This is a genomic window from Pseudomonas sp. ADPe (genome assembly GCF_014843515.1).
In the GTDB taxonomy this organism is placed as follows: domain Bacteria; phylum Pseudomonadota; class Gammaproteobacteria; order Pseudomonadales; family Pseudomonadaceae; genus Pseudomonas; species Pseudomonas citronellolis.
This window is the reverse complement of the sequence record NZ_CP062122.1, coordinates 3863573-3883767: the sequence shown is the minus strand read 5'-3', so window position 1 is coordinate 3883767 and position 20195 is coordinate 3863573. Positions and strand designations below refer to the sequence as shown.

Sequence of the window (20195 nt, the reverse complement as noted above, 5' to 3'; positions counted from 1 at the left end):
CTCACCGCGAAAGGGTCCTGTAGACTTGCGCTCCGGGTGTCTGCTGCAAGGGTGGCGAGACAGGTCAATGCGTAGGTCGGGCCGCCGCGCGGAGAGCTTGTGCGCATGCAACAGAATCCCCTGCCCCGTGCCCAGCGAATGGCCGAACGCGCCTTCGCCAACCTTGAACGTTTCCTGCATATCGAAGCCGTCAGTGGCGCCGTCCTGCTGGTCGCCGCCGTCATCGCCCTGCTGTGGGCGAACTCCCCGGCCGCTCATAGCTACGACGCCCTATGGCACGCTCCGCTGTCCTTCGGAATCGGCTCCTTCACGTTCTCGCGTTCGCTCCACTTCTGGATAAACGATGGGTTGATGACCGTGTTCTTCCTGGTCGTCGGCATGGAAATCCGCCGGGAAATCCATGAGGGTGCCCTGGCCAACCTGCGCCAGGCGGCATTACCCATGATAGCGGCTGTTGGTGGTGTCCTGGCGCCGGCAGCGATCTACCTGGCGATAAACCACACCCCCGCCGCGCACTCGGGCTGGGCCATACCGACGGCCACCGACATCGCCTTCGCGGTGGGCGTGCTGGCGTTGCTGGGCAAATCCATCCCCGCCAACGTCAGGGTGTTCCTGCTGGCGCTGGCCGTCATCGACGACATCATCGCGGTCCTGATCATCGCCGTCTTCTACTCAGGAGGCCTCGACTACAGTGGCTTCGCCATCGCGGCAGTGGGCATCCTGCTCGTGCTCGGCCTGCAGAAGATCGGCGTCGGAACCGCCTACGCCTATGTGCTTCCGGGTGCGGTGACCTGGGCCGGCCTGCTCATGACCGGGGCGCATCCCAGCCTGGCTGGCGTGGTGCTCGGCCTGATGACACCGGTATACAGCATGCCGATGCGGGAGCGCCCCCTGAAGCGTGTTTCGCGCATCACCGGCGAACTGATCGGCCGGGCCCAATCGCCGGAACGGGACGCAAGCGACCTGATGCCGCCCCTGAAGAGCCTGCGCCATGCTCAGCGCGAACTGGTCCCGCCCGTGGTACGCGTTCAGCAGGCCCTGCATCCCTGGGTCGCCTACGGCATCATGCCCCTGTTCGCCCTTGCCAATGCCGGGGTCAGCCTCCAGGGCATCGACCTGGCTGCCGAGGCACCGCATTGGGTCCTGCTGGGCGTGGCCGCCGCGCTCATCGTCGGGAAACCACTCGGCATCATCAGCATCACCTGGTTGATGGTGCGCCTGGGCTGGTGTGCATTGCCGAGCGGGGTCACCTGGCGAGGCGTCATCCTGATCGGGCTGCTCGCGGGTATCGGCTTCACCATGTCGATCTTCATCGCCATGCTCGGCTTCTCCGAGCCCAGCCTGCTCGGCCCCGCGAAGCTCGGCGTACTGATCGGCTCCACCTTCGCCGCGGCGCTGGGGCTGGCCTGGGGGGCTTTCGTCATGCGTCAGGACAAGGGAAGGGAGCCTGCGCGCGCGAAGTGAACGATCCGATCCAGGATCCGCCTCAGGGTCATCCGGCGCCATTCAGCACATGCATAGGCCTTGACCACCCAACTCGCTCGGCAGCAACGTCATCCCCACCCCTTCCGGAGCGACGCCATGCCCAGCCTGAATCCAAGCCGCGAACAACTTGCCCGGTTCACCGAGGAAATGCCGGCAGGCAAGCCGATACTGATGCTCAATCTGCTGCGTTACCGGACCGAAGCCGACTATCCGCCGGATGCGGGAGCGCCCCCCTGCACCGGCCGCGAGGCCTATGCCCGCTATGCCCGCGTCGCCGGGGCGAAAGTCGCCGCAGTCGGCGGCTCGGTTCGGCTGCTGGCAGACGCCCATGTGGCGCTCATCGCTCCGGAAGACGAGCGATGGGACGAAATTCTGCTGGTGCGCTACCCCTCGAGGGAAGCGTTCCTGAGCATGCTGGCCGATAGCGAATATCGTGCGGCAACGGTGCATCGCACAGCCGCCCTGGCCGACTCGCGACTCATCGCCAGCACCGAACGCGAGGCCTGAGCCCCCAAGGCACCGATTGCATCCGCTACCGGTGCCCGAGACTTCAGGCTGCCATCCGCTCGCAAGCCTCGGAGCAGAGTCGGCAAGCCGCCGCGCACTGGCGGCAATGCTCATGCTCGTGCTTGCCGCACTCCTCGCCACATGCCCTGCAAATCCATGCACAAAGCCGGCAGGCGTCTTTGGCCAACGAGCTGTTTCTGGCCATGAGCAATGCGGCGAGACGGCAAGTATCGGCACAATCGCGATCCAGCTCGATGCATCGAGCCATCGACCGCACATTTTCTTCGCCCAGGCATGCACTGGCACATCGCTCACAAGCAACGGCGCAGTCTGTGCACGCCTGCAAACAGGCCTCGTAGTCTTGAGTCTGCATGGGTTGATCCTCGCTTCGTTATCGTGGTTGAAGGAATCGCCAAACGACCGCGCTTGATCGTTCTGCACAAGGCGACAACCCGGTCGACCGACGTCTGACAAAGGGGTTCAGGATTTCGGCCGACCGCCCGAGTGACCATGCGTAACGACAGGGCCTGCCAGCCGGCGCTCGGCCCAGCGCACAACGACCGTCAGCCTCTCGGGCCGAACGCCCGAAGCAGGCCAGTCCGGATGACGTGGTACATTGCCCCCCTTTCAGCGCCCCAGGTCGACAGATAGCCCAGTGAAACGCCCGGACAGCGTCGCCCAATGAACATTCCACCCAGCCTCAGCCACCCCTGGCGCCTGCGCCTGGTCATCCTGCTCTTCGGCCTTCTTTCGGCCGTGCTCTGCTGGCGCCTGCTCGAACTGCAATTGCATCAGCGCGAGTTCCTGCAGGCCCATGGCGATGCGCGTAGCCTGCGTTATCTGAAGATTCCCGCCCATCGCGGCGAGATCACCGACCGCCGGGGAGAGCCCCTGGCGGTGAGCACGCCGATGCTCACCCTCTGGGCCAACGGCAGGGAACTGGCCACCGCGCCCGAACGCTGGGCCGAACTGGCCAACGCCCTGGGCCAGACGCCTGCGGCCTTCGCGGCGCGCCTGCAGGCCAACCGCGAACGCGAGTTCTTCTACCTGGAGCGGGGCCTGCCGCCGATGATCGGACAGGCCATCCTGGCGCGCAAGGTGCCGGGCGTCTATGCGCGGGAAGAGTATCGGCGCTTCTACCCGGCCAGCGATACGACGTCCCAGGTGGTCGGCTTCACTGATATCGACGGCCACGGCCAGGAGGGCGTGGAATATGCCTTCGACAGTTGGCTGTCCGGGGTGCCCGGCCGACGCCTGGTGCTCAAGGACCTGTACGGGCGCGTGGTGAAGAACCTGCAGGTCGTGCGCAACGCCAAGCCCGGCAAGGACCTGGCGTTGTCGCTGGACCTGCGCCTGCAATACCTCGCCAACCGCGAACTGAAGCGGACGCTGGACCAGTTCGGCGCCAAGGCCGGCAGCCTGGTGATGATCGACGTGCGTACCGGTGAGTTGCTGGCGATGGCCAACCAGCCCACCTTCAACCCGAACAACCGCCAGGGCCTGGACTCCGCGGCCATCCGCAACCGCGCGCTGACCGACGTGTTCGAGCCGGGCTCCACCGTCAAGCCCATCTCCATGTGCGCGGCGCTGGAAAGCGGCCGCTGGCGGCCGTCCGACCAGGTCGAAGTGTGGCCCGGCAGCCTACGCATCGGCCACTACACCATTCGCGACGTAACCCGCAGCGAGGGCCGCATACTCGACCTCACCGGCATCCTCATCAACTCCAGCAACGTCGGCATGAGCAAGGTAGCGTTCGACATCGGCGGCCAAGCCATCCACGACGTGATGCAACGGATGGGCCTGGGCCAGTACACCGGTCTGGGCTTCCCCGGCGAGCGCGTCGGTAACCTACCGGCCTACCCGCGCTGGCGGCCAGCGGAGACGGCCACGCTGTCGTACGGTTACGGCCTGTCGATAACCGCCGTGCAGCTGGCCCACGCCTATGCCACCCTGGCCAATGGCGGGCGCATGGTGCCCCTATCGCTGGTGCGCCGCGAGCGCGCGCCGCGCCCCGAGCAGGTCATTCCGGAAAAGGTCGCGCACACCGTGACGGCCATGCTCGAACAGGTGGTCGAATCGCCCCGCGGCATCCATCGCGCCCGGGTGCCCGGCTATCACGTGGCCGGCAAGAGCGGCACAGCGCGCAAGGCCGCCACCGGTGCGCGCGGCTACCGGGAAAACGCCTACCGCTCGATGTTCGTCGGCTTCGGCCCGGTCAGCGCTCCGCGCATCGCCATCTCGGTGGTGATCGACGAGCCCAGCCGCGACGGCTACTTCGGCGGTAAGGTCGCCGCGCCGGTGTTCAGTCGCGTGATGAGTGGCGCCCTGCGCATCCTGGAAGCCCCACCCGACAATCTGCCGGAGCCGCCCTTGCGCGAGGCGGCAACGGCTAGCCAGACACTGGCGTCGGGCTGAGGTGCCCTCGAGACGCCTTTCGCCATTTTCCTGAACTTCTCCCGACCCGACTCGACCAAGACTATTCAAACCGAGTCGAACGGGAGGATTTCCATGGAGCAACTCGACACCTGGCTCGATCTGGCCTTTCTCGGTCATCTGCTGCTAGTGGCGGCCACGACCGTCATCGGCTATGGGCTGTTTCGTTTCCTGCTGGGCACCACGAGGAAGCGCCTGGAGGGCAGGACCAGCCACTGGGCACGCTACGCATCGGTCATCGCGAACAGGACCCGCAACACCCTGGTGTTCGTCTTCGCGCTGATGCTGGCCCTCAAGTTGGTCACCCTTCCCGTCAACTGGGAGATGGCGCTGGCCCATGGATGGTTCGTCGTCCTGGCCCTGCAGGTGGCCCTGTGGCTCGATGCCTGCGCCCGCCTGTGGACCCGCGACCTCGCCCTCTCGCGATTCGGTGGCATCCAGAACCCGGTGATGGCGACAATCATCTCGGTGGTGGTGCTGATCGTCGTCTGGGCTGTAATGCTGCTTTCCATCCTGGCCAACCTGGGCGTCGACATCACCGCCCTGATCGCCAGCCTGGGCGTAGGCGGCATCGCTGTAGCACTCGCAGTGCAGACCATCTTGAGCGACGTGTTCGCATCACTCTCGATTGGCTTCGACAAGCCGTTCGAGATCGATGACTTCGTGGTGTTCGGTGACGTGGCGGGCACCATCGAGCACATCGGCTTGAAGACCACCCGCATCCGCAGCCTCAGTGGCGAGCAGATCGTCTGCTCCAACACCGAACTGCTCAAGCAGACGCTGCATAACTACAAACGAATGAATACCCGGCGGATCGTGTTCCAGTTCGGGATCAGCTACCGGACCCCAGCCGACAAGGCAAAGGCGGTGACGGGACTCGTGAAGGAAATCATCGACGCCCAGACAGAGGCGAAGTTCGACCGCGCCCATCTAGCCACCTTCGAAGAAAGCCGGCTGCTGTTCGAGGTCGTCTACATCATGCAGACCGCCGACTACAACCGCTATATGGACGTCCAGCAGGCGATCAACCTGCGGCTGCTTTCGGGGCTCGATGAGCTAGGCGTCGAATTCGCCTTCCCTGTAAGGGAATTGCGCATGCCGGAGCAAACCGGCAAGGCAGTTCAATAGAGCTTTCCTGTCGCGGCCCTGAAAAAAGAAACCCGGCCGAAGCCGGGTCCTTAAAGGGAAAATCCATCATTGTGGATGCTCAGCAGGAGATGGGGTTCAGACTGGTCAGCTGCAATGATGACGATCGGATAGTGTCAAAGTGACACGAGCAATACAACCCTCTATGTAATGGTGTAGCCCCCTTCAGTCCTCAAAACGGCCATTGGAAGTCTCTTGGCCCTCAGGCTGAAGCTAACTCCTCGCGTAAGCTCTTGCTGCGGCACCGCCCAGCGTCACTCCTCGAGCCAGCTTTTCGACGATCTCGGCGGCGGGAAGAATGCTGCGAATACGGCCCACCTGCTCGCCGGCATATAGCGCTGTAGCCTCGAGCAAGGCCGCGGGCAATTGGTCGACGAGTGGAACGGGCGAAAAGACCGGCAGGCCCGGTCTTTGGAAAACGGCAGCATGGGCCTTCATCGGCAGCAGCCTACGTGTGAACGACAGGCTAGAATTGAAGCACCGCAGCCAGGCGGGAATGGAACCATCCGCCCGACACCAGCGATCGGTCGCCTTGTTGGGCACCACACGATGAACGTCCGGCCATCCCAATCCGAACAGTTCAGTGACAAGGGTATCCTGCGCTGCCAGCAGCCTCTGGCGATATGCCTCATGCGCGTTGCTCTCGGGCGTCAGCACAAAGCGTGTTCCCGAGCAGACGCCATGTGCCCCCAGACGAATAGCCCGCTCAGCATCCTCTGCCGTGTAAATGCCTCCGGCAGCGAAAAGGGGGATGGTCGACGTCAGCGCAACGATTTCCGGCAGAACAGCATCGAGCCGCTGGGTTGCCCTGACATGGCCACCAGCCTCGACACCCTGCACAATCAACCCGTCGACCCCGGCATCGAGCGCCCTTTCCGCTTCCTGCCTCGACCCCACCTGCTGGAAGACGAAGACACCCTCGCGGCGAAGCTGCTGGATCAAGGGTTTTCCATCCCCCCAGAACAGCGTGACCATCGGTACCTGCTGACGGATGGCCACTTCGACATGCTTCGCGCGCGTGTAGGGCAACAGCAGGTTGACGCAGATCGGTTGCCCGGCCGCCTTCGCCCGGGTCTGCTCGATGGTTTGTTCCCAGACCGAGACATCATGCAGACCCAGCGTGCCGATTCCTCCTGCCGCACAAACCGCCCCGGCCAAAGCCGGCCCCGAGATGGACGTCATGCCGGCCTGCATCACGGGGTAACGGACTCCCAGCGACTCGAGTTTGCTCAATGGCGATGACCTGCCCGCTTCACCGATTGCGGACAGACAACGGGAGTCTTGATCGTTGTTCATTACATTGACTCTCTTGGTGGGTGGAGGTCGCCGATGCAATGACTCAGCAGGCCAGATTGGCCGCTACGAAATCCCAGTTCACCAGATGCCAGAACGCATTGAGGTACTTGGGACGGGCATTGCGATAATCGATGTAATAGGCGTGCTCCCACAGGTCGCAGGTCAGCAGGGGCCTATCGGCAGAGGTCAGCGGCGTTTCCGCGTTGCTGGTGTTCACGATGGCGAGCGAGCCGCTGGGCTTTCTCACCAGCCAGGTCCAGGAAGAGCCGAAGTTGCTGACCGCTTTGTCGTTGAACGCCTGCTGGAAACCCTCGAAGGAGCCGAATCCGGTGTCGATGGCATTGGCCAACGCGCCGTCCGGCCGACCGCCGCCGCTGGGGCTCAGGCAGTTCCAATAGAAACTGTGGTTCCAGATTTGCGCAGCGTTGTTGAAGGTCGCCCCTTCGGAAGTCCTGATGATTTCCTCCAGGGTGCGGCCTTCGAACTCGCCACCTCGGATCAACTCGTTCAATTTCACTACGTAGGCAGCGTGATGCTTGCCGTAGTGATATTCGAGCGTCTCTTTCGAAATATGGGGAGCGAGCGCGTCCAGTTCGAAAGGAAGCTGGGGGAGTTCGAATACCATGGGTGTTCTCCGTTTTCGATGGCAGAAACCATCCGACAGGGGCTAACCGGCGGACAGCGAAGCGCCAGGTCTGGAATCACTTCAGGGAAGGCCGGTTACTCACCGGCAGGCATACGCGCTCAGCCAGCGCGGAACTTGGGCAAGCCGATGTCGCCGCGGACAAAATTGCCCAGCATGTAGCAGAGCGCGACTTTCAGGACGGATTCGTCCGGGCGGGCCTGTCCCTTGCGCGCGATGCGCATGAGTTGGTGCGTGTACCAGATGATTTCCATCATCCGCGAGCGGTCGATGGCCTCCACGCCGGAAACCCTGGGGCTGACTTCATGGCTAGGGTCCAGGCCAGCAAGAAGACGTTGCGGTACGGCGGGGTCGAGGCTGAGCAGGCGAGCCAGCCCGACCAGCTCCAGAGCCCCACTCTGCAACGCCTCATTCATGCCCGCGACGGTACGAAAGCCACCGGTCACCATCAGTGGCACGGACGTCTGTTCTCTCACCTTCTCGGCGAACGCGAGGAAATAGGCCTCGCGCTGACGAGTACTTTCCTTCTGCACCGGCTGTGTGCCGGTCATCGCCGGTGACTCATAGGTGCCGCCGGAAATCTCGATCATGTCGATACCAGCATCCGCGATGGCCAGCACGGCCTCCATGGATTCACCTTCGTCGTAACCGCCTTTCTGGAAATCGGCCGAGTTGAGCTTGATACCTATCGGGTAATCGTGGCCCACCGCATCTCGCATAGCGTGATAGACGGCCATGAGGAAACGCCGACGCTTCTCCGGCGAACCGCCCCAGTCGTCCTCGCGTCGGTTATGGTGCGGCGACAGGAACTGGTTGATCAGATAGCCATGGGCGGCATGGATCTGGACGCCACCAAATCCAGCTTTCTTGGCGATACGAGCGGTGCTGGCGAAACGATCGATGACCTCCTTGATCTCGTCAGGCCGGATTTCGCGGGGTGTCGGGAAATAGGGAGCCAGCTCCGCGTTGAAGGGAATGGCGGAGGGCGCCAGGTTCTCCCGATTGAGGCCGTTCATCGCCTGCTTCCCGGGGTGGTTGATCTGCATCCAGAGCTGGGTACCGCCGCTGCTTCCTCTCCGTGCCCACTCGCGCAGGAACTCCAGATGTCGCTCGTCCTCCACCACCACGTTGCCAGGCTCGCTGCGAGCCCGGCCGTCGATCATGACATTGCCGGTGAGGCTCAGGCCGACACCACCCTGCGCCCAGGCCTCGTAGAGCGGCAGCAGCCAGTGGCTGGGGGCTCCATGCTTGTCGCCCATGGATTCGTGCATGGCCGCCTTGGCGATGCGATTGCGGATGATGGTGCCGGTCTTCAGGATCAGTGGCTTGGCCAGGCCTGATTCGGGATATTCGACCGATGGCTTTTCTGACTGGAATGCGTTCATGGGAGCCCTCGCTGCAGCAACCTGCGTGTGCAGACGACTCTAAGGACTGGCCCTGCGCATGACGAACGATGATTTCTGTCACACGATTAAGCCCTACTTAACCATCATGACTGGACACCGGTGTCACCTGGGAACGAATCCAGTCGAAGGCATCCCTGAGCAGTTCAGCCTTTCCGTTGTCAGGACGGAATACGAAGTAAGCGCTGAGTGGCGTCGTCAGCGGCGGCAGCACTGCCACCAGGCGGTTGTCCGGCCAGAGTTTCGAAAACGGTGTCCCCGCCGGCAGGAAGCCCAGCGCGATCCCCAGACCCCGTTCCGCCGCATGCAGGGCAGCCAGGTCGGAATCCACCAGCAGGTCCCCTTTGCTCGGGACGGTGGGAACCTTGGCGAGACTCGCCAGAGACTCCCAGCCGAACTGCTCATGCCTGCGGCGGATCAACGTGTGGTGCTCCAGGTCTTCCAGTCGGTTCACCGGATGCCGCGCCAGCAGAGAGGGGACCGCGAGCAGCACTGCCTCGCATCCGCACAGCAGCCAGGATTCCAGTCCGGGCCAATGGCCGTGGCCGACACGGATGGCAGCATCGACCGACTCCTTTTCGAAATCGACCAACTCCATGCTGGCTTCGAGCGAAAGGCTCACCCCCGGATGGCGGGCCTGGAAAACCTCGACGTGGGGAAGCAGGAACTCATGTGCAATGAGGGGCGTCATGCTCAACCGCAGCGTCGGCCTGTCGAAACGATGGGCGAATTCGGCGTGCCCCTGTCGATATGTCGCCAGCGTCTGCGAGGCTACCCGAGCAAACTGGTGGCCCGCATCCGTGAGTTCCAGGCGCCGAGTCAGGCGCCGGAACAGTGGCAGCCCCAACTGATTTTCCAGCTGTTTGATCTGCTGGCTGATCGCCGAAGTCGTCAGGTGCAGTTCCTGGGCGGCCTTGCTGAAACTCAGAAGTCTGGCCGAGGCTTCAAATGCCGGAAGAAGTTGAAGCGGAGGCGGACGTCGCATCGATGTCATGGAGAGCTGCTTCAGAAGGTTCGGCTATGGAATGGATGCCTTGTTCCCGCGCATCGGAAACAAGGTCAGCCTACGTTGGCATCGGAACCGCAGGCAACCAGTCAAGACCATCAACGCTGGATTGAGACTGCTCTGGGTCGCAATCCATCACTACCGTTAACGGGCCCAACGAGATGGAGTCAGAGCGTGGTCAGCACGTTCCGACAAGCTGGTCAGGCGCCCCAAGCGAAGACACCTGGCTCCCACTGGCTTCACTCGCAAAGACTGTCCGTCCTCGATCAGGTAGTGGCAGGCGTCGACGACGTTCTGCTTACCTGTACTGTCGCGATGCTTGAACATCCCTACCCCGCACCGCTCCTTGTACCGTGCCTTGTCATGGTTGCAGCTGTGGAAGTACCCCCAGCCATCCGTGATCCTCTCCCACAGCTTGCCAATCGCTTTAGCCTTGGCGATGTCCATGAGCACCTTCCGGCCATCGAAGAAGAAGGCTGCATGGATGTGATAGCCCATGTCCTCCCCTTGCTCCACAGCGCAGATATAGCCCGTCTCGTGTTGGAAGACCGGATCGTATTCCCTAGCTCGGATCAGCCTGTCCAGGTCCTCGAAGACGTCCTCTACCTTCAGGCGAGCACGTGCTGCTTCCCGGTAGTACAGATTCACCCTCACCACTACGGTACGAGAGCGGCTAGCCATCACCCGCTCTACGTACTCGATGACTGCTTGCCGATTGCGTTTCTCCCGGCATACACGGTCATGCTTCCCACGCTTGAACCACTTGGTCTGCACGTGCTCCCGGATCCTCTCCACGAGCCAATTGTAGGTCTGGGCCTCTGACAGGAGCCCTCCCTCGCTCTCATCCATGCACGTCATCCCGAACATCCCGAACTCGATGCCGATGTCGTAGCACGCTTCCTTGAACGCAAGCAGGTGTTCACTCAGGGCATACGTCTCGTCATGCACCAGGTGATACATCTGCCGAATGTGGTCGAAGTACCGAGAGAGCCTGGTTCTCTCGACAACCTCATCCCCCTGTGCGTCGTAGCTGATCCTGAATGCAGGACAGTCATGACGGATGACTGCATTCACGAGTCGTTCGATCTGGATAGCGATGTCGGATTGGGAGAGGTGTTTCGCTGCTTGATTGGTCATGGTGTGTACCTGGTTGGTTTAAGGCATACCAAGTACGGAGTGGGTATTTTTAAACTGGAGAGGTGGGTAGCTAGGTTCCTGTTGTAGCTAGCCATTAGTGAGTAGAGGTGGATGGATTAGTGATAGGTTATTGGAGATGGTTAGCGATGGAGTAGATGAATGGATTAGATAGATTGATAGAGATGGTTAGTAGCTATCTATATCAATAAACCCCACTATCCTGCTTGCAAAACACCAAGCGCCATCGAGCATCCAGACGAAGAATGTCAAGCGTAGTCGGGAGAAATCACAGAGCCGGGCACTGGGAGTTATCTGAGAGATAGCACCAGTCCAACAGGTGCTTGCTGCTCCCCTCGATGCCGTCCAGAGCCCCTACAGGCAGGAGATGCTATTGCTCTATGGTGTAGTGGGCATCCGAGCCTATGGGTAGAAATCTAGAGATAGAAAGATCAGGAGTGGCTCAAATCCAAGGGTAGTGAATAGCTAGTAAAAGCATATTACCCACACCGCACAGGATCCTTTCAGCTACGCCGTGATCGAAGGGTGTTTCTCACCGGGCACACCGGGAAATTCTTCTCTGCACTTACTCCGGAAATAAACCATCGACCATCCATCTTGATACAGCCAGCAATCAAACTGCGTACCCTCCCGATGGCCCCGGCAATGAGGAGCAACATTGACGGCCCACCAGGAGGGCTAAGGCATACTGCCGCCCATTCGGCATAAACGCCATGACCAGCCGCAGCCGGTCATGGCGCCGATGCTTAATGATTAGCCGGCCACACCCAAGCGGCCAAATCGGACGGGAGAGTCACTGACCGAGTCGCGCTCCTCGATCCTGGCCAAGATCCAGTCGTAAACTTCGCTATCGACCCAACCGACACAACGGTCACCCAGAGAGACGGGTTTCGGGAAGGTGCCCTCCCCGATGTACTTGTAGATGGTCGACCGTGCCAGGCCGGTCGAATCGATGACTTCTTTCAGGCGGATGATCCTCATGAGCAGGCTCCTCTATTAGCTCAGAAGATCTGCACACCGGGGATTTTTTTACTGCGCCCGAACCTTTCTCGCCTTGGGCGGCAAGGTGGCCAACCCGAACCGCAATCGACTCTTCAGGGTTATTTCGGTCTCATCATTCGCCAGCCCTACTTTCAAACTTCCCCGAGGGCCCTCGAAAAACACCGTGAAGCGGCCGAGATCCACAGGCGCCGGCTGGAGCATGAGCGTAATGGCTCTGTATCCGGTCCGCCGCTTCGCCGGAAGAATTCGAACATCCGCCGACTCGAAGTCCACCCAGTTAGCCTGGCCAAATCGCTCCCGGTACTCACGTGCGATATCCATCGCCAGCGAGTAGATGCTCTCGCAGGTTTGCTCGGCATCACCACCTGCTCCATCTTTCAGCTTACTCGGAGCTTCGCTGCTGGCTCCCTCCTCTGACTCAATATCGGTTTCACTTACCGCCCCAAGCTGTGGCTCCCTGATGAAGTCCTTCTTAATAGACGTCATCAGCTCCGCGTCTTCAATCTGCACCCCAGAACCCAAATCTTGCCAGTGGCGAGATAGCAGATGAGAGGCGTACCTGGAGAGCAGATGTTGGAACAGGGAAAAGACTCCCCATTCCTGCCCAGCCAAGAGCTGGAGAAGGCTGCTGGGTGTCCTTACTCCGTCGGACTCGCCCCTCATGGCTTTCGCACAATCGCCTTGAAGAAGGTCAGCATGGATAAACCTCTTAGCCTCCGGGTCACGTGCGATGTGTATGGCAATACTTCCCTGCGGCCCGAGGGCATCGATATTCAGGAAGTAGGTGCTGTTGACTTTGCGCAAGGCGAAAACCTTGCTCGAAAGCCCCGCCACATAACGACGAATCAGCCCAAGGTGCATCAGGCGAAAGAGGCGATTTTTAACTTGCGTAGGCTTCATGCCCGTGAGCTGGGCCAGTTCAGGGAATCCGATCTGTACCTCACCAAACTGATCAGAGCGAGAGAGCAAAACCGCAAAAAGCAGACGATTACGGATGCTCAGCCGCCCACGACCACCTGGCGGCGGATGCCTCTTCTTTTTAGGCTTCTCCGCAGCCATCTTCCCCCCTCCTTTTTCGTCTTTTTCGTCTTGCTCGCCTTGTTCGTCTTGTTCGTCTTGTTCGTCTTGCTCGCCTTGTTCGTCTTGCTCGTCTTGTTCGTCTTGTTCGTCACCCTCATCAGGCTCACGTCCGAGCACAGGAAAAGCCATGTCCGCGCCCGAGAACAGCACCTGCAACAGCTCGGCATGTTGAGGGTAGGAGTCATCCCCTATCAATGCGTCCACATGACACGAACCTAGCGTGTAGGCAACCGATGCCCGCCCTGCGCTTCCCGCTCGTGGGACAACATGACGCTTCATGACACCGGCATCGACTAGCTCGTTCAACGCGGCAGAGACGACTTTCTCCTCCACATGGAGCGTCTTCGCAAACGGCTTCACGCTCCGCTTTCTCGCTGAATCTCGCCAGTACCCTGGATCTCTGGCTATGACTTCTAATATGAAGCGAGTATCAGGTGAAAAAGAAGAATCTGCATCCAATAGGCTTTCGAAGAGAAGAGCCATTTCAAATTTCTCTCCAATTCACGGTTTTTACACCCTGTATTATTCATACATACGAGCAGTATCAACTCATATAACACATCAAAACACAACCGACTAAACATCAAAACGTTACTAATAACGGTTTTGTATCGTATTGCATATCGAAACCGTAACGGTTATTTTCAAAAATTCTAGCTAGGCGTGAGTCGCCCTCTTTGGAGGATGTAATGTCAGAGAATGAGAAACCGCTGAGGTGGCTGCGCCGGCAGGATGGTGAGTGGGAGTGGGCAGCTGACTACCTGGTGCAACGACTCGATTCCGAGTACATAAAGTCGATAGCGCCCAATCCGACCAATCGACTGGGAACCTACGAAAACGTGGTTTCTGCCATCGGAAAAATCCGGAAGAATGACCCTGAGCTTGTCATCAGACTGCAGGGCGCTGTACGGCAACGTCGGTACCGGTCCGATAGCAACGGCAGGAAGCCGCTGACGTTCACCCTTAGCAAAGAAACCATCTCTAGGTTGAAGCATCTTGCCAAGCGGCATGAGACAAGCGAAACGGCCGTAATCACCGCGCTTATAGATAAGGCAGGGCAAGCGGCCGAAGCCGAGAAGAACTACGAAAAACAGCTCAAGGAATCAATTTCAAGGGAGCGCAAAATTGCCGGCCAGATAACGGCGTCCATGAGCGCTCAACGGGACGAAGCACTAAAACACGTAGAGCGATACCTGAGGCTTCTCGCCCAGTGGGAGCGGAAGTACCCTGACGGAATACCCTCTTCTGACAGCGACGACGACATCAACGAGCGTATTGAGGCCAGAATGAAGGACCTTAAAAGCGCGCTGGCCTACATGGACCTCAGAGACCGCCTGACCACTGAACGCCCGACCTAACGAGCCGTGAAAGCTAGAGACCTGCACCAAGCCGTGTCAGGTGCCTCCAGTTCAAATCCAGCTAAGAGGTATTCCAAATGGCATTCCACAGAATTTCTTAACCGGGTTTTTTATTTAAATTTCATGCAGATAGAAAGTCATTTCAGATTACCCCGGCCCACCAAAAAAAGAGATAAGCCCCTGATTTTCCTAGCGAATTCCAGGGGCTTTTTTCATGCCTAATACTAAATGTCGAAAAAGTGTCGCCACCTAGCTGATTCCGCCTAAAAAGATTGCAATGATGTTGGGGTGGTCGCGAAGGGCCAACGTAACCGTCCGCCGAACCCATCTCCCCGCTTCTTCCAGATAGCGGCATGGTGTGCACCTATTTTTGGTGGACACCATTTCAAGCCACTTTCTGGAGGGTTTCGTGTCTCGACAGCGCCGTACATTCCCCAAGGCTTTCAAGGCCCAGGTCATCGAAGAGTGCGCCCAGTCCGGTGCTTCCGTCGCCGGCGTGGCGCTCAGCCACGGGCTCAATGCCAACCTGGTGCATAAATGGATTCGTAAGCAGCGCGAGCCGCTACCGGTCGTATCTGCACGCTTTATCCCGGTGCCGCTCGGCATCCTGCCTTCAGAGCAGGCCAGCTCTGAAGAGCTGACGATACGAATCGAAATCCCCTACCACGCCGGCAGTCTGTCGGTGCACTGGCCGGTGCAGGACGGCGAAGGCTGTACACGCTTGCTGCGCGGGCTGCTCGCATGATTCGCATCGATCGCATCTGGCTGGCCACCGAGCCGATGGACATGCGCGCCGGCACCGAAACCGCATTGGCCCGTGTAGTGGCGGTATTCGGTGCGGCGAAGCCGCACTGTGCTTATCTGTTCGCCAACCGCCGCGCCAACCGCATGAAAGTGTTGGTGCATGACGGTGTAGGGATCTGGCTGGCCGCGCGGCGATTGAACCAAGGCAAGTTTCACTGGCCAGGCATCCACCGCGGCTTGGAAGTTGAACTCGACACCGAGCAGCTTCAGGCTTTGGTGCTCGGTTTACCCTGGCAGCGGGTTGGTGCAGCCGGTGCGATCACAATGCTGTAGCGCCGGCCATTAGCCTATCGCTTTATCTGCGCGGATCGCCTGCTCTGGCACAATCAGCGGCATGACTTCCTTGCCCAATCTCGACCAACTAACACCTGAGCAACTGCGCGCACTGGCCGCCCAGTTGCTCACGCAGGTCGATGCGATGGGCAAAAAGATCCACCGTGATCAAACCATCATCGAGCAGCTCACCCACGAAATCGCCTGGTTCAAGCGCCACAAGTTCGCCAAGCGTAGCGAGCAACTAAGCCCTGAACAGGGCAGCCTGCTGGATGATTTGCTCGACACGGACATCGCCGCCATCGAGGCGGAACTGAAAACCCTCAATCCTCCGGCGGCTCCGGCTGAACCCCGCCAACAGCCCAAGCGCGCGCCGCTGCCAGCCCAGTTTCCGCGTACTGTGATCCGTCACGAGCCGCAGAACACTCAATGCGCCTGCGGCTGCCCGCTGCAACGCATCGGCGAAGACATCAGCGAAAAGCTGGATTACACGCCTGGCGTGTTCACCGTCGAACAGCATGTGCGTGGCAAGTGGGCCTGCCGCCAGTGCGAAACATTGATCCAGGCGCCGGTACCAGCCCAGGTGATCGACAAGGGCATCCCGACTGCCGGCTTGCTGGCTCATGTCATGGTGGCCAAATACGCCGATCATCTGCCGCTGTACCGGCAAGAGAAGATCTTTGGCCGTGCGGGTCTGGCTATCGCGCGTTCGACATTGGCGCAGTGGGTCGGACAAACCGGCGTACAGCTCCAACCATTGGTCGATGCCCTGCGCGAGGCGGTACTGGCGCAAGGCGTGATCCATGCCGACGAAACCCCCGTGCAAATGCTGGCCCCTGGCGAGAAGAAAACCCACCGGGCTTACGTCTGGGCATACTGCACCACACCCTTCGCCGACCTGAAGGCCGTGGTCTATGACTTCAGCCCAAGCCGTGCAGGTGAGCATGCGCGCAATTTTATGGGTCAGTGGAATGGCAAACTGGTCTGCGACGACTTCGCCGGCTACAAGGCCAGCTTCGAGCAGGGCATCACCGAAATTGGCTGCATGGCCCACGCCCGCCGCAAATTTTTCGATCTGCACTCAGCGAACAAAAGCCAGTTAGCCGAACAGGCGCTGCACTCCATTGCCGGGCTGTATGAAATCGAGCGGCAAGCACGGCACATGAGCGATGAAGAACGCTGGCGAATACGCCAGGAAAAGTCTTCACCGATCCTCGATGCGCTGCATGACTGGATGCTGGCCCAGCGTGATCGGGTGCCCAATGGATCAGCCACGGCAAAAGCCCTGGATTACAGCCTAAAACGCTGGCTAGCGCTGACGCGCTATCTGGAAGATGGAGCCGTGCCCATCGACAACAATCAGGTCGAGAACCAGATTCGGCCTTGGGCATTGGGGCGCTCGAACTGGCTGTTTGCCGGTTCACTACGCAGCGGCAAACGGGCGGCTGCGATCATGAGCCTGATCCAGTCAGCACGCCTCAACGGTCACGATCCGTACGCCTACCTGAAGGACGTGCTCATGCGGCTACCAACGCAGCGGGCAAGCGAAATCAGTCAACTGCTGCCGCATCAGTGGATACAGCCTGAAGCAGGCATGTAACCACAGCGGTGTATCACCCCAAACAGCCTACCCGTAATAGTCTCGCACTGATTTTTTGGGCGTTCACGATGTGATACACGGTAAGCGTTCAGCGTGTGATACAGCTACCCGTGCAGCCTGTGATACAGATACGCAAGGTGAGTTAGCTAGACGCTTACGGGCCAACCTAGCATCGTAGGGCTTGAGGTCCAAATGGGGAAAAAACTCTCTGATACGAACCATACCGGCCAGATTGGAATTAGCTGGCTGTCCTGGATACTTGAGGGGCTTTGGGGGTGTGGGATAGAGACAATATCAGCCCACAATGACAACAGCTTAGATATTCTCATATTCCTAAAGAGAAGGGAAAAATCCAAGTACGCAGGCCCTACGGGCGATGTTATTTTTGCCCAAGTTAAAACCGGCTACAAAAGCAACATCCCCAAAGGAAGGGAATATAGTATCAACCTAAAAAAAGATTACTTGGATAGCCACCGACCTAGATGGCTAAAATTTCCAGGCCCGGTAATCATGATAAACGTAATACCTCCCAAGGTAACAAAAGGCACACCTCTTGTTTTCTGGACGGACCTCAGAGACCCATCTAATTTCAGAGATAGTGGCGCAGTTCGCTTTGAAACAAAAAGAAAGCTAGACGCGATTAACGGAAAATCCGAACTCTACAATCTTTGTTGGCAATGGGCAGAACTAAGGGCACTCCCTGTAGTTATCGCGCCTTCGAGACTTGATTGGACAAACATCCACCCTGGGAAAATCACCACTAGCTCCGAAAGCTTTCACGAGCGGTGCAGAGAGTTCTACAGTGCGTGGATGCAAGAGGCAGAGAAAAGGCCGACTAGATTTAGTAACGTTAGGATCACTAACCGCGGCTGGCGCCACATGACACGATCAGGGCGCTCTAAGGCCCGCATGATGCAGTCGTTACTTTTGCTCCCCGCTGCCAGCAAACTACTCGACCCCTCGAATAACCTGACCCCAGCCATGCTTACTAAAGTATCCCAGCACACCCTTCCAAGCGGGAGAATACAGAGTAGGCACTATGAGGGCATTACGGTACGAGTGACCTTTTTCGAGCGACAAGAAGCGGTAGTTCGCGTAATTATAGAAAGCACGACCATAAGAGAACCGCTATCAGGAAAAGAGGAAACCACTAGAACACTATACTCAATCTATGAGGTAGCGCGCGCTCGAAAGAGCATGTAACAAGAAGAGAGGAAGACTCGTTCTAGACAAACATAGGACTATTGCCGGAGCAACATTATCGCCTTTTTTAAGTAGCGACAACCTTGGCATTGCCTGTACTAAAGCTTCCTCGGCGCGAACTATACATCACTGCGCCCCCCTTGTAACCCACCAATGGCCCATACCTAATTGCATCTTGCAGATGCTCCGGCGAGAGATGCGCATAACGCATAGTCATCGTCAGAGTCGAATGCCCGAGTATCCTCTGAAGCGTCAGGATGTTCCCGCCATTCATCATGAAGTGACTGGCGAAGGTATGCCGGAGAGCATGGCTAGCCTGACCTTGCGGCAGTTGAATCGTGGTTCGATCCAGGGCGCGGCGGAAGGATGTGATGCAGGACGTGAACGGACCATGCATTCGCCAATGCGCCCTTACTCGGTCAGCCAGCTCTGGTGGAATCGGTACGTGGCGTACCTTCCCTGACTTGGTTCCGGCATAGGTTACGACGTTGCCCTGGAGTCGATGCGCAGGCAGCTTTTCCGCTTCAGACCATCGAGCACCGGTAGCCAGGCAGAGCAGCATTACCAGTTCGGTATGCGGGTTGTCGCAGCAGTTGCGGATGGAGTCGAGAAGCTCGCCGATCTGCTCAGTTGTCAGCCACGACAGCTCCCGCTCTTGCAGCTTGAGCAGCTTCACCCCGGCCAGTGGGTTGTCGTAGTCGATCTGGCCCAGGTCCTTCAGCTCGTTGAACACAGCACGGATGTAGCCCAGCTCGTTGTTCAGCGTCTTTCCGAATACCCCCTCCTCCAGCCTTTTGCACCGCAAGCTTGCATACGAAGACGCATCCAGGGCCGTCGCTACCGGGTCGCCCAATCGCGCAGCCAATTGCCGCAACTTGGAGAGGCGCCGGGGTGCGTCGCGCGGTGAACGGCCGTGCAGATCGTACCAGAGTTGCACCAGCTCAGAGAGTCGACGGCGATCCTTAGGCTTGATGCTCCACGCGGGGTTCTCCGCGCATTTCTGCCGCACCGTGGTCTCGAAGCGCTGGGCCTCGCCCTTGGCCTTGAACCGCTTGCGGAAGCGCTTGCCCTTGATCGGTTCGACGTCGACGAACCAGAGGCCATCCGGGAGCTTGGTGATACTCATCAGACGGCATAGCCTTTCTTCAGATACCGGGGTCGGCCTTGCCGAAAGAGCCTATCGACATGCGCTACAACGTGGCGCCGACCACCCATGTGCTGCTGACGATCAACGATGAGAGAGTGGTCATCGGTGAGCGCATGAGACGAGGATGGCGGCCGTACAGACCAAGGATCGAGCGACACCGATCAGCGCCCGCGTCGAGAAGGTAGCGCACGGCCCATTCTTCCGCGCGATCTAGCCGCACCGAGAGGACGAAGGCGGGCCGAAGAAGCAGGCTTATTTCATTCGCCGACGCGACGGACAGGCCTGCCTGGCGGCAGCTATCGGCCAGCTCCCAATAGGAGGCGAACACGATGGATTCGTGATCATCACCGCGACGCCCAAGGCAGTATGGCGGACGTGAACGACCGCCGGCTGGTGATGCTATCGCAGGAGTTCGCCGCGGAATGGATGGACCCCGCAGACGCCGAAGTAGCACATCGAACAAATCACGCGCATGGAAGAACCTTCGAGTGGTTCCGCGTCAGCACGGATGCAGGGGACGTCCGGAATCAGAGGGACAGTTGATTGAACCCACTAAGGAGATTGCCAGAACACAGGTTGACGAAACTGTCTCGCTCAACCATTATAGTTTTCAAGTTGACTACTTGAATCGCTAAAAGCGAGAATACGAAGTAG

The 20195-nt window shown here is 59.3% G+C and carries 18 protein-coding genes and 1 pseudogene; 10 read left to right on the top strand and 9 right to left on the bottom strand.

Features of this window, described 5'->3' with window-relative positions; genetic code table 11:
* The first annotated feature begins 105 nt into the window (after positions 1–105).
* Positions 106–1464 (top strand): Na+/H+ antiporter NhaA, encoded by a 1359-nt coding sequence (gene nhaA / locus IG194_RS17515; RefSeq protein WP_058488357.1) that lies wholly within the window; start codon positions 106–108, stop codon positions 1462–1464.
* A gap of 117 nt (positions 1465–1581) precedes the next feature.
* The gene (locus tag IG194_RS17510; protein ID WP_037011165.1) at positions 1582–1992 is read left to right on the top strand and encodes a DUF1330 domain-containing protein; all 411 of its coding nucleotides are present in this window, start codon (positions 1582–1584) and stop codon (positions 1990–1992) included.
* 43 nt (positions 1993–2035) lie between these two features.
* Here the strand turns inward: IG194_RS17510 and IG194_RS17505 are convergent, their stop codons facing one another.
* On the bottom strand, positions 2036–2365 hold the full coding sequence (locus IG194_RS17505; RefSeq protein ID WP_082996211.1) for a four-helix bundle copper-binding protein: 330 nt from the start codon (positions 2363–2365) through the stop codon (positions 2036–2038).
* A 308-nt stretch (positions 2366–2673) separates the two neighbouring features.
* Between IG194_RS17505 and IG194_RS17500 the strand changes: the two genes are divergently transcribed.
* On the top strand, positions 2674–4407 hold the full coding sequence (locus tag IG194_RS17500; RefSeq protein ID WP_058488356.1) for a peptidoglycan D,D-transpeptidase FtsI family protein: 1734 nt from the start codon (positions 2674–2676) through the stop codon (positions 4405–4407).
* A 93-nt stretch (positions 4408–4500) separates the two neighbouring features.
* Positions 4501–5553: a mechanosensitive ion channel family protein gene (locus IG194_RS17495; RefSeq protein WP_058488355.1), complete on the top strand. Its 1053-nt coding sequence runs from the start codon at positions 4501–4503 to the stop codon at positions 5551–5553.
* A 231-nt stretch (positions 5554–5784) separates the two neighbouring features.
* On the opposite strand, the gene IG194_RS17490 is transcribed toward IG194_RS17495, so the two are convergent.
* The 7 genes from IG194_RS17490 to IG194_RS17460 form a co-directional block, all read right to left on the bottom strand.
* Positions 5785–6867 carry an NAD(P)H-dependent flavin oxidoreductase gene (locus IG194_RS17490; RefSeq protein ID WP_058488354.1) on the bottom strand — a complete coding sequence of 361 codons (1083 nt, stop codon included), beginning with the start codon at positions 6865–6867 and terminating at the stop codon, positions 5785–5787.
* A 43-nt stretch (positions 6868–6910) separates the two neighbouring features.
* Positions 6911–7492 (bottom strand): Fe-Mn family superoxide dismutase, encoded by a 582-nt coding sequence (locus tag IG194_RS17485; RefSeq protein ID WP_058488353.1) that lies wholly within the window; start codon positions 7490–7492, stop codon positions 6911–6913.
* 119 nt (positions 7493–7611) lie between these two features.
* Positions 7612–8895: an NADH:flavin oxidoreductase/NADH oxidase family protein gene (locus IG194_RS17480; protein ID WP_058488352.1), complete on the bottom strand. Its 1284-nt coding sequence runs from the start codon at positions 8893–8895 to the stop codon at positions 7612–7614.
* Between the two features lie 97 nt (positions 8896–8992).
* Positions 8993–9907, bottom strand: a complete 915-nt coding sequence (locus IG194_RS17475; RefSeq protein WP_058488351.1) for a LysR substrate-binding domain-containing protein — start codon at positions 9905–9907, stop codon at positions 8993–8995.
* A gap of 156 nt (positions 9908–10063) precedes the next feature.
* Positions 10064–11056, bottom strand: a complete 993-nt coding sequence (locus IG194_RS17470) for an inovirus-type Gp2 protein (protein ID WP_058488350.1) — start codon at positions 11054–11056, stop codon at positions 10064–10066.
* Between the two features lie 771 nt (positions 11057–11827).
* On the bottom strand, positions 11828–12055 hold the full coding sequence (locus tag IG194_RS17465; protein WP_023082732.1) for a helix-turn-helix transcriptional regulator: 228 nt from the start codon (positions 12053–12055) through the stop codon (positions 11828–11830).
* Between the two features lie 48 nt (positions 12056–12103).
* Positions 12104–13639 carry a hypothetical protein gene (locus tag IG194_RS17460; protein WP_160329399.1) on the bottom strand — a complete coding sequence of 512 codons (1536 nt, stop codon included), beginning with the start codon at positions 13637–13639 and terminating at the stop codon, positions 12104–12106.
* A gap of 206 nt (positions 13640–13845) precedes the next feature.
* Between IG194_RS17460 and IG194_RS17455 the strand changes: the two genes are divergently transcribed.
* From IG194_RS17455 to IG194_RS17435, 5 genes are all read left to right on the top strand, one after another.
* Positions 13846–14514 carry a hypothetical protein gene (locus IG194_RS17455; protein ID WP_023082734.1) on the top strand — a complete coding sequence of 223 codons (669 nt, stop codon included), beginning with the start codon at positions 13846–13848 and terminating at the stop codon, positions 14512–14514.
* Between the two features lie 409 nt (positions 14515–14923).
* On the top strand, positions 14924–15259 hold the full coding sequence (tnpA, locus tag IG194_RS17450; RefSeq protein WP_023911066.1) for an IS66-like element accessory protein TnpA: 336 nt from the start codon (positions 14924–14926) through the stop codon (positions 15257–15259).
* A complete protein-coding gene (gene tnpB, locus IG194_RS17445) occupies positions 15256–15591 on the top strand; it encodes an IS66 family insertion sequence element accessory protein TnpB (RefSeq protein WP_003156940.1) in 336 nt (111 codons plus the stop codon). The genes tnpA and tnpB overlap by 4 nt, the downstream gene beginning before the upstream one ends.
* A 61-nt stretch (positions 15592–15652) precedes the next feature.
* The gene (locus tag IG194_RS17440) at positions 15653–17191 is read left to right on the top strand and encodes an IS66-like element ISSal1 family transposase (RefSeq protein ID WP_023911545.1); all 1539 of its coding nucleotides are present in this window, start codon (positions 15653–15655) and stop codon (positions 17189–17191) included.
* A gap of 192 nt (positions 17192–17383) precedes the next feature.
* Positions 17384–18394 (top strand): DUF4365 domain-containing protein, encoded by a 1011-nt coding sequence (locus tag IG194_RS17435; protein WP_082996226.1) that lies wholly within the window; start codon positions 17384–17386, stop codon positions 18392–18394.
* Between the two features lie 67 nt (positions 18395–18461).
* Here the strand turns inward: IG194_RS17435 and IG194_RS17430 are convergent, their stop codons facing one another.
* Entirely contained in the window at positions 18462–19520 is a 1059-nt protein-coding gene (locus tag IG194_RS17430; RefSeq protein WP_225617128.1) for a tyrosine-type recombinase/integrase, read from the bottom strand.
* 8 nt (positions 19521–19528) lie between these two features.
* Here IG194_RS17430 and IG194_RS32830 point away from each other — a divergent pair.
* A pseudogene (locus IG194_RS32830) lies at positions 19529–20176 on the top strand (SOS response-associated peptidase).
* Positions 20177–20195: the final 19 nt, after the last annotated feature.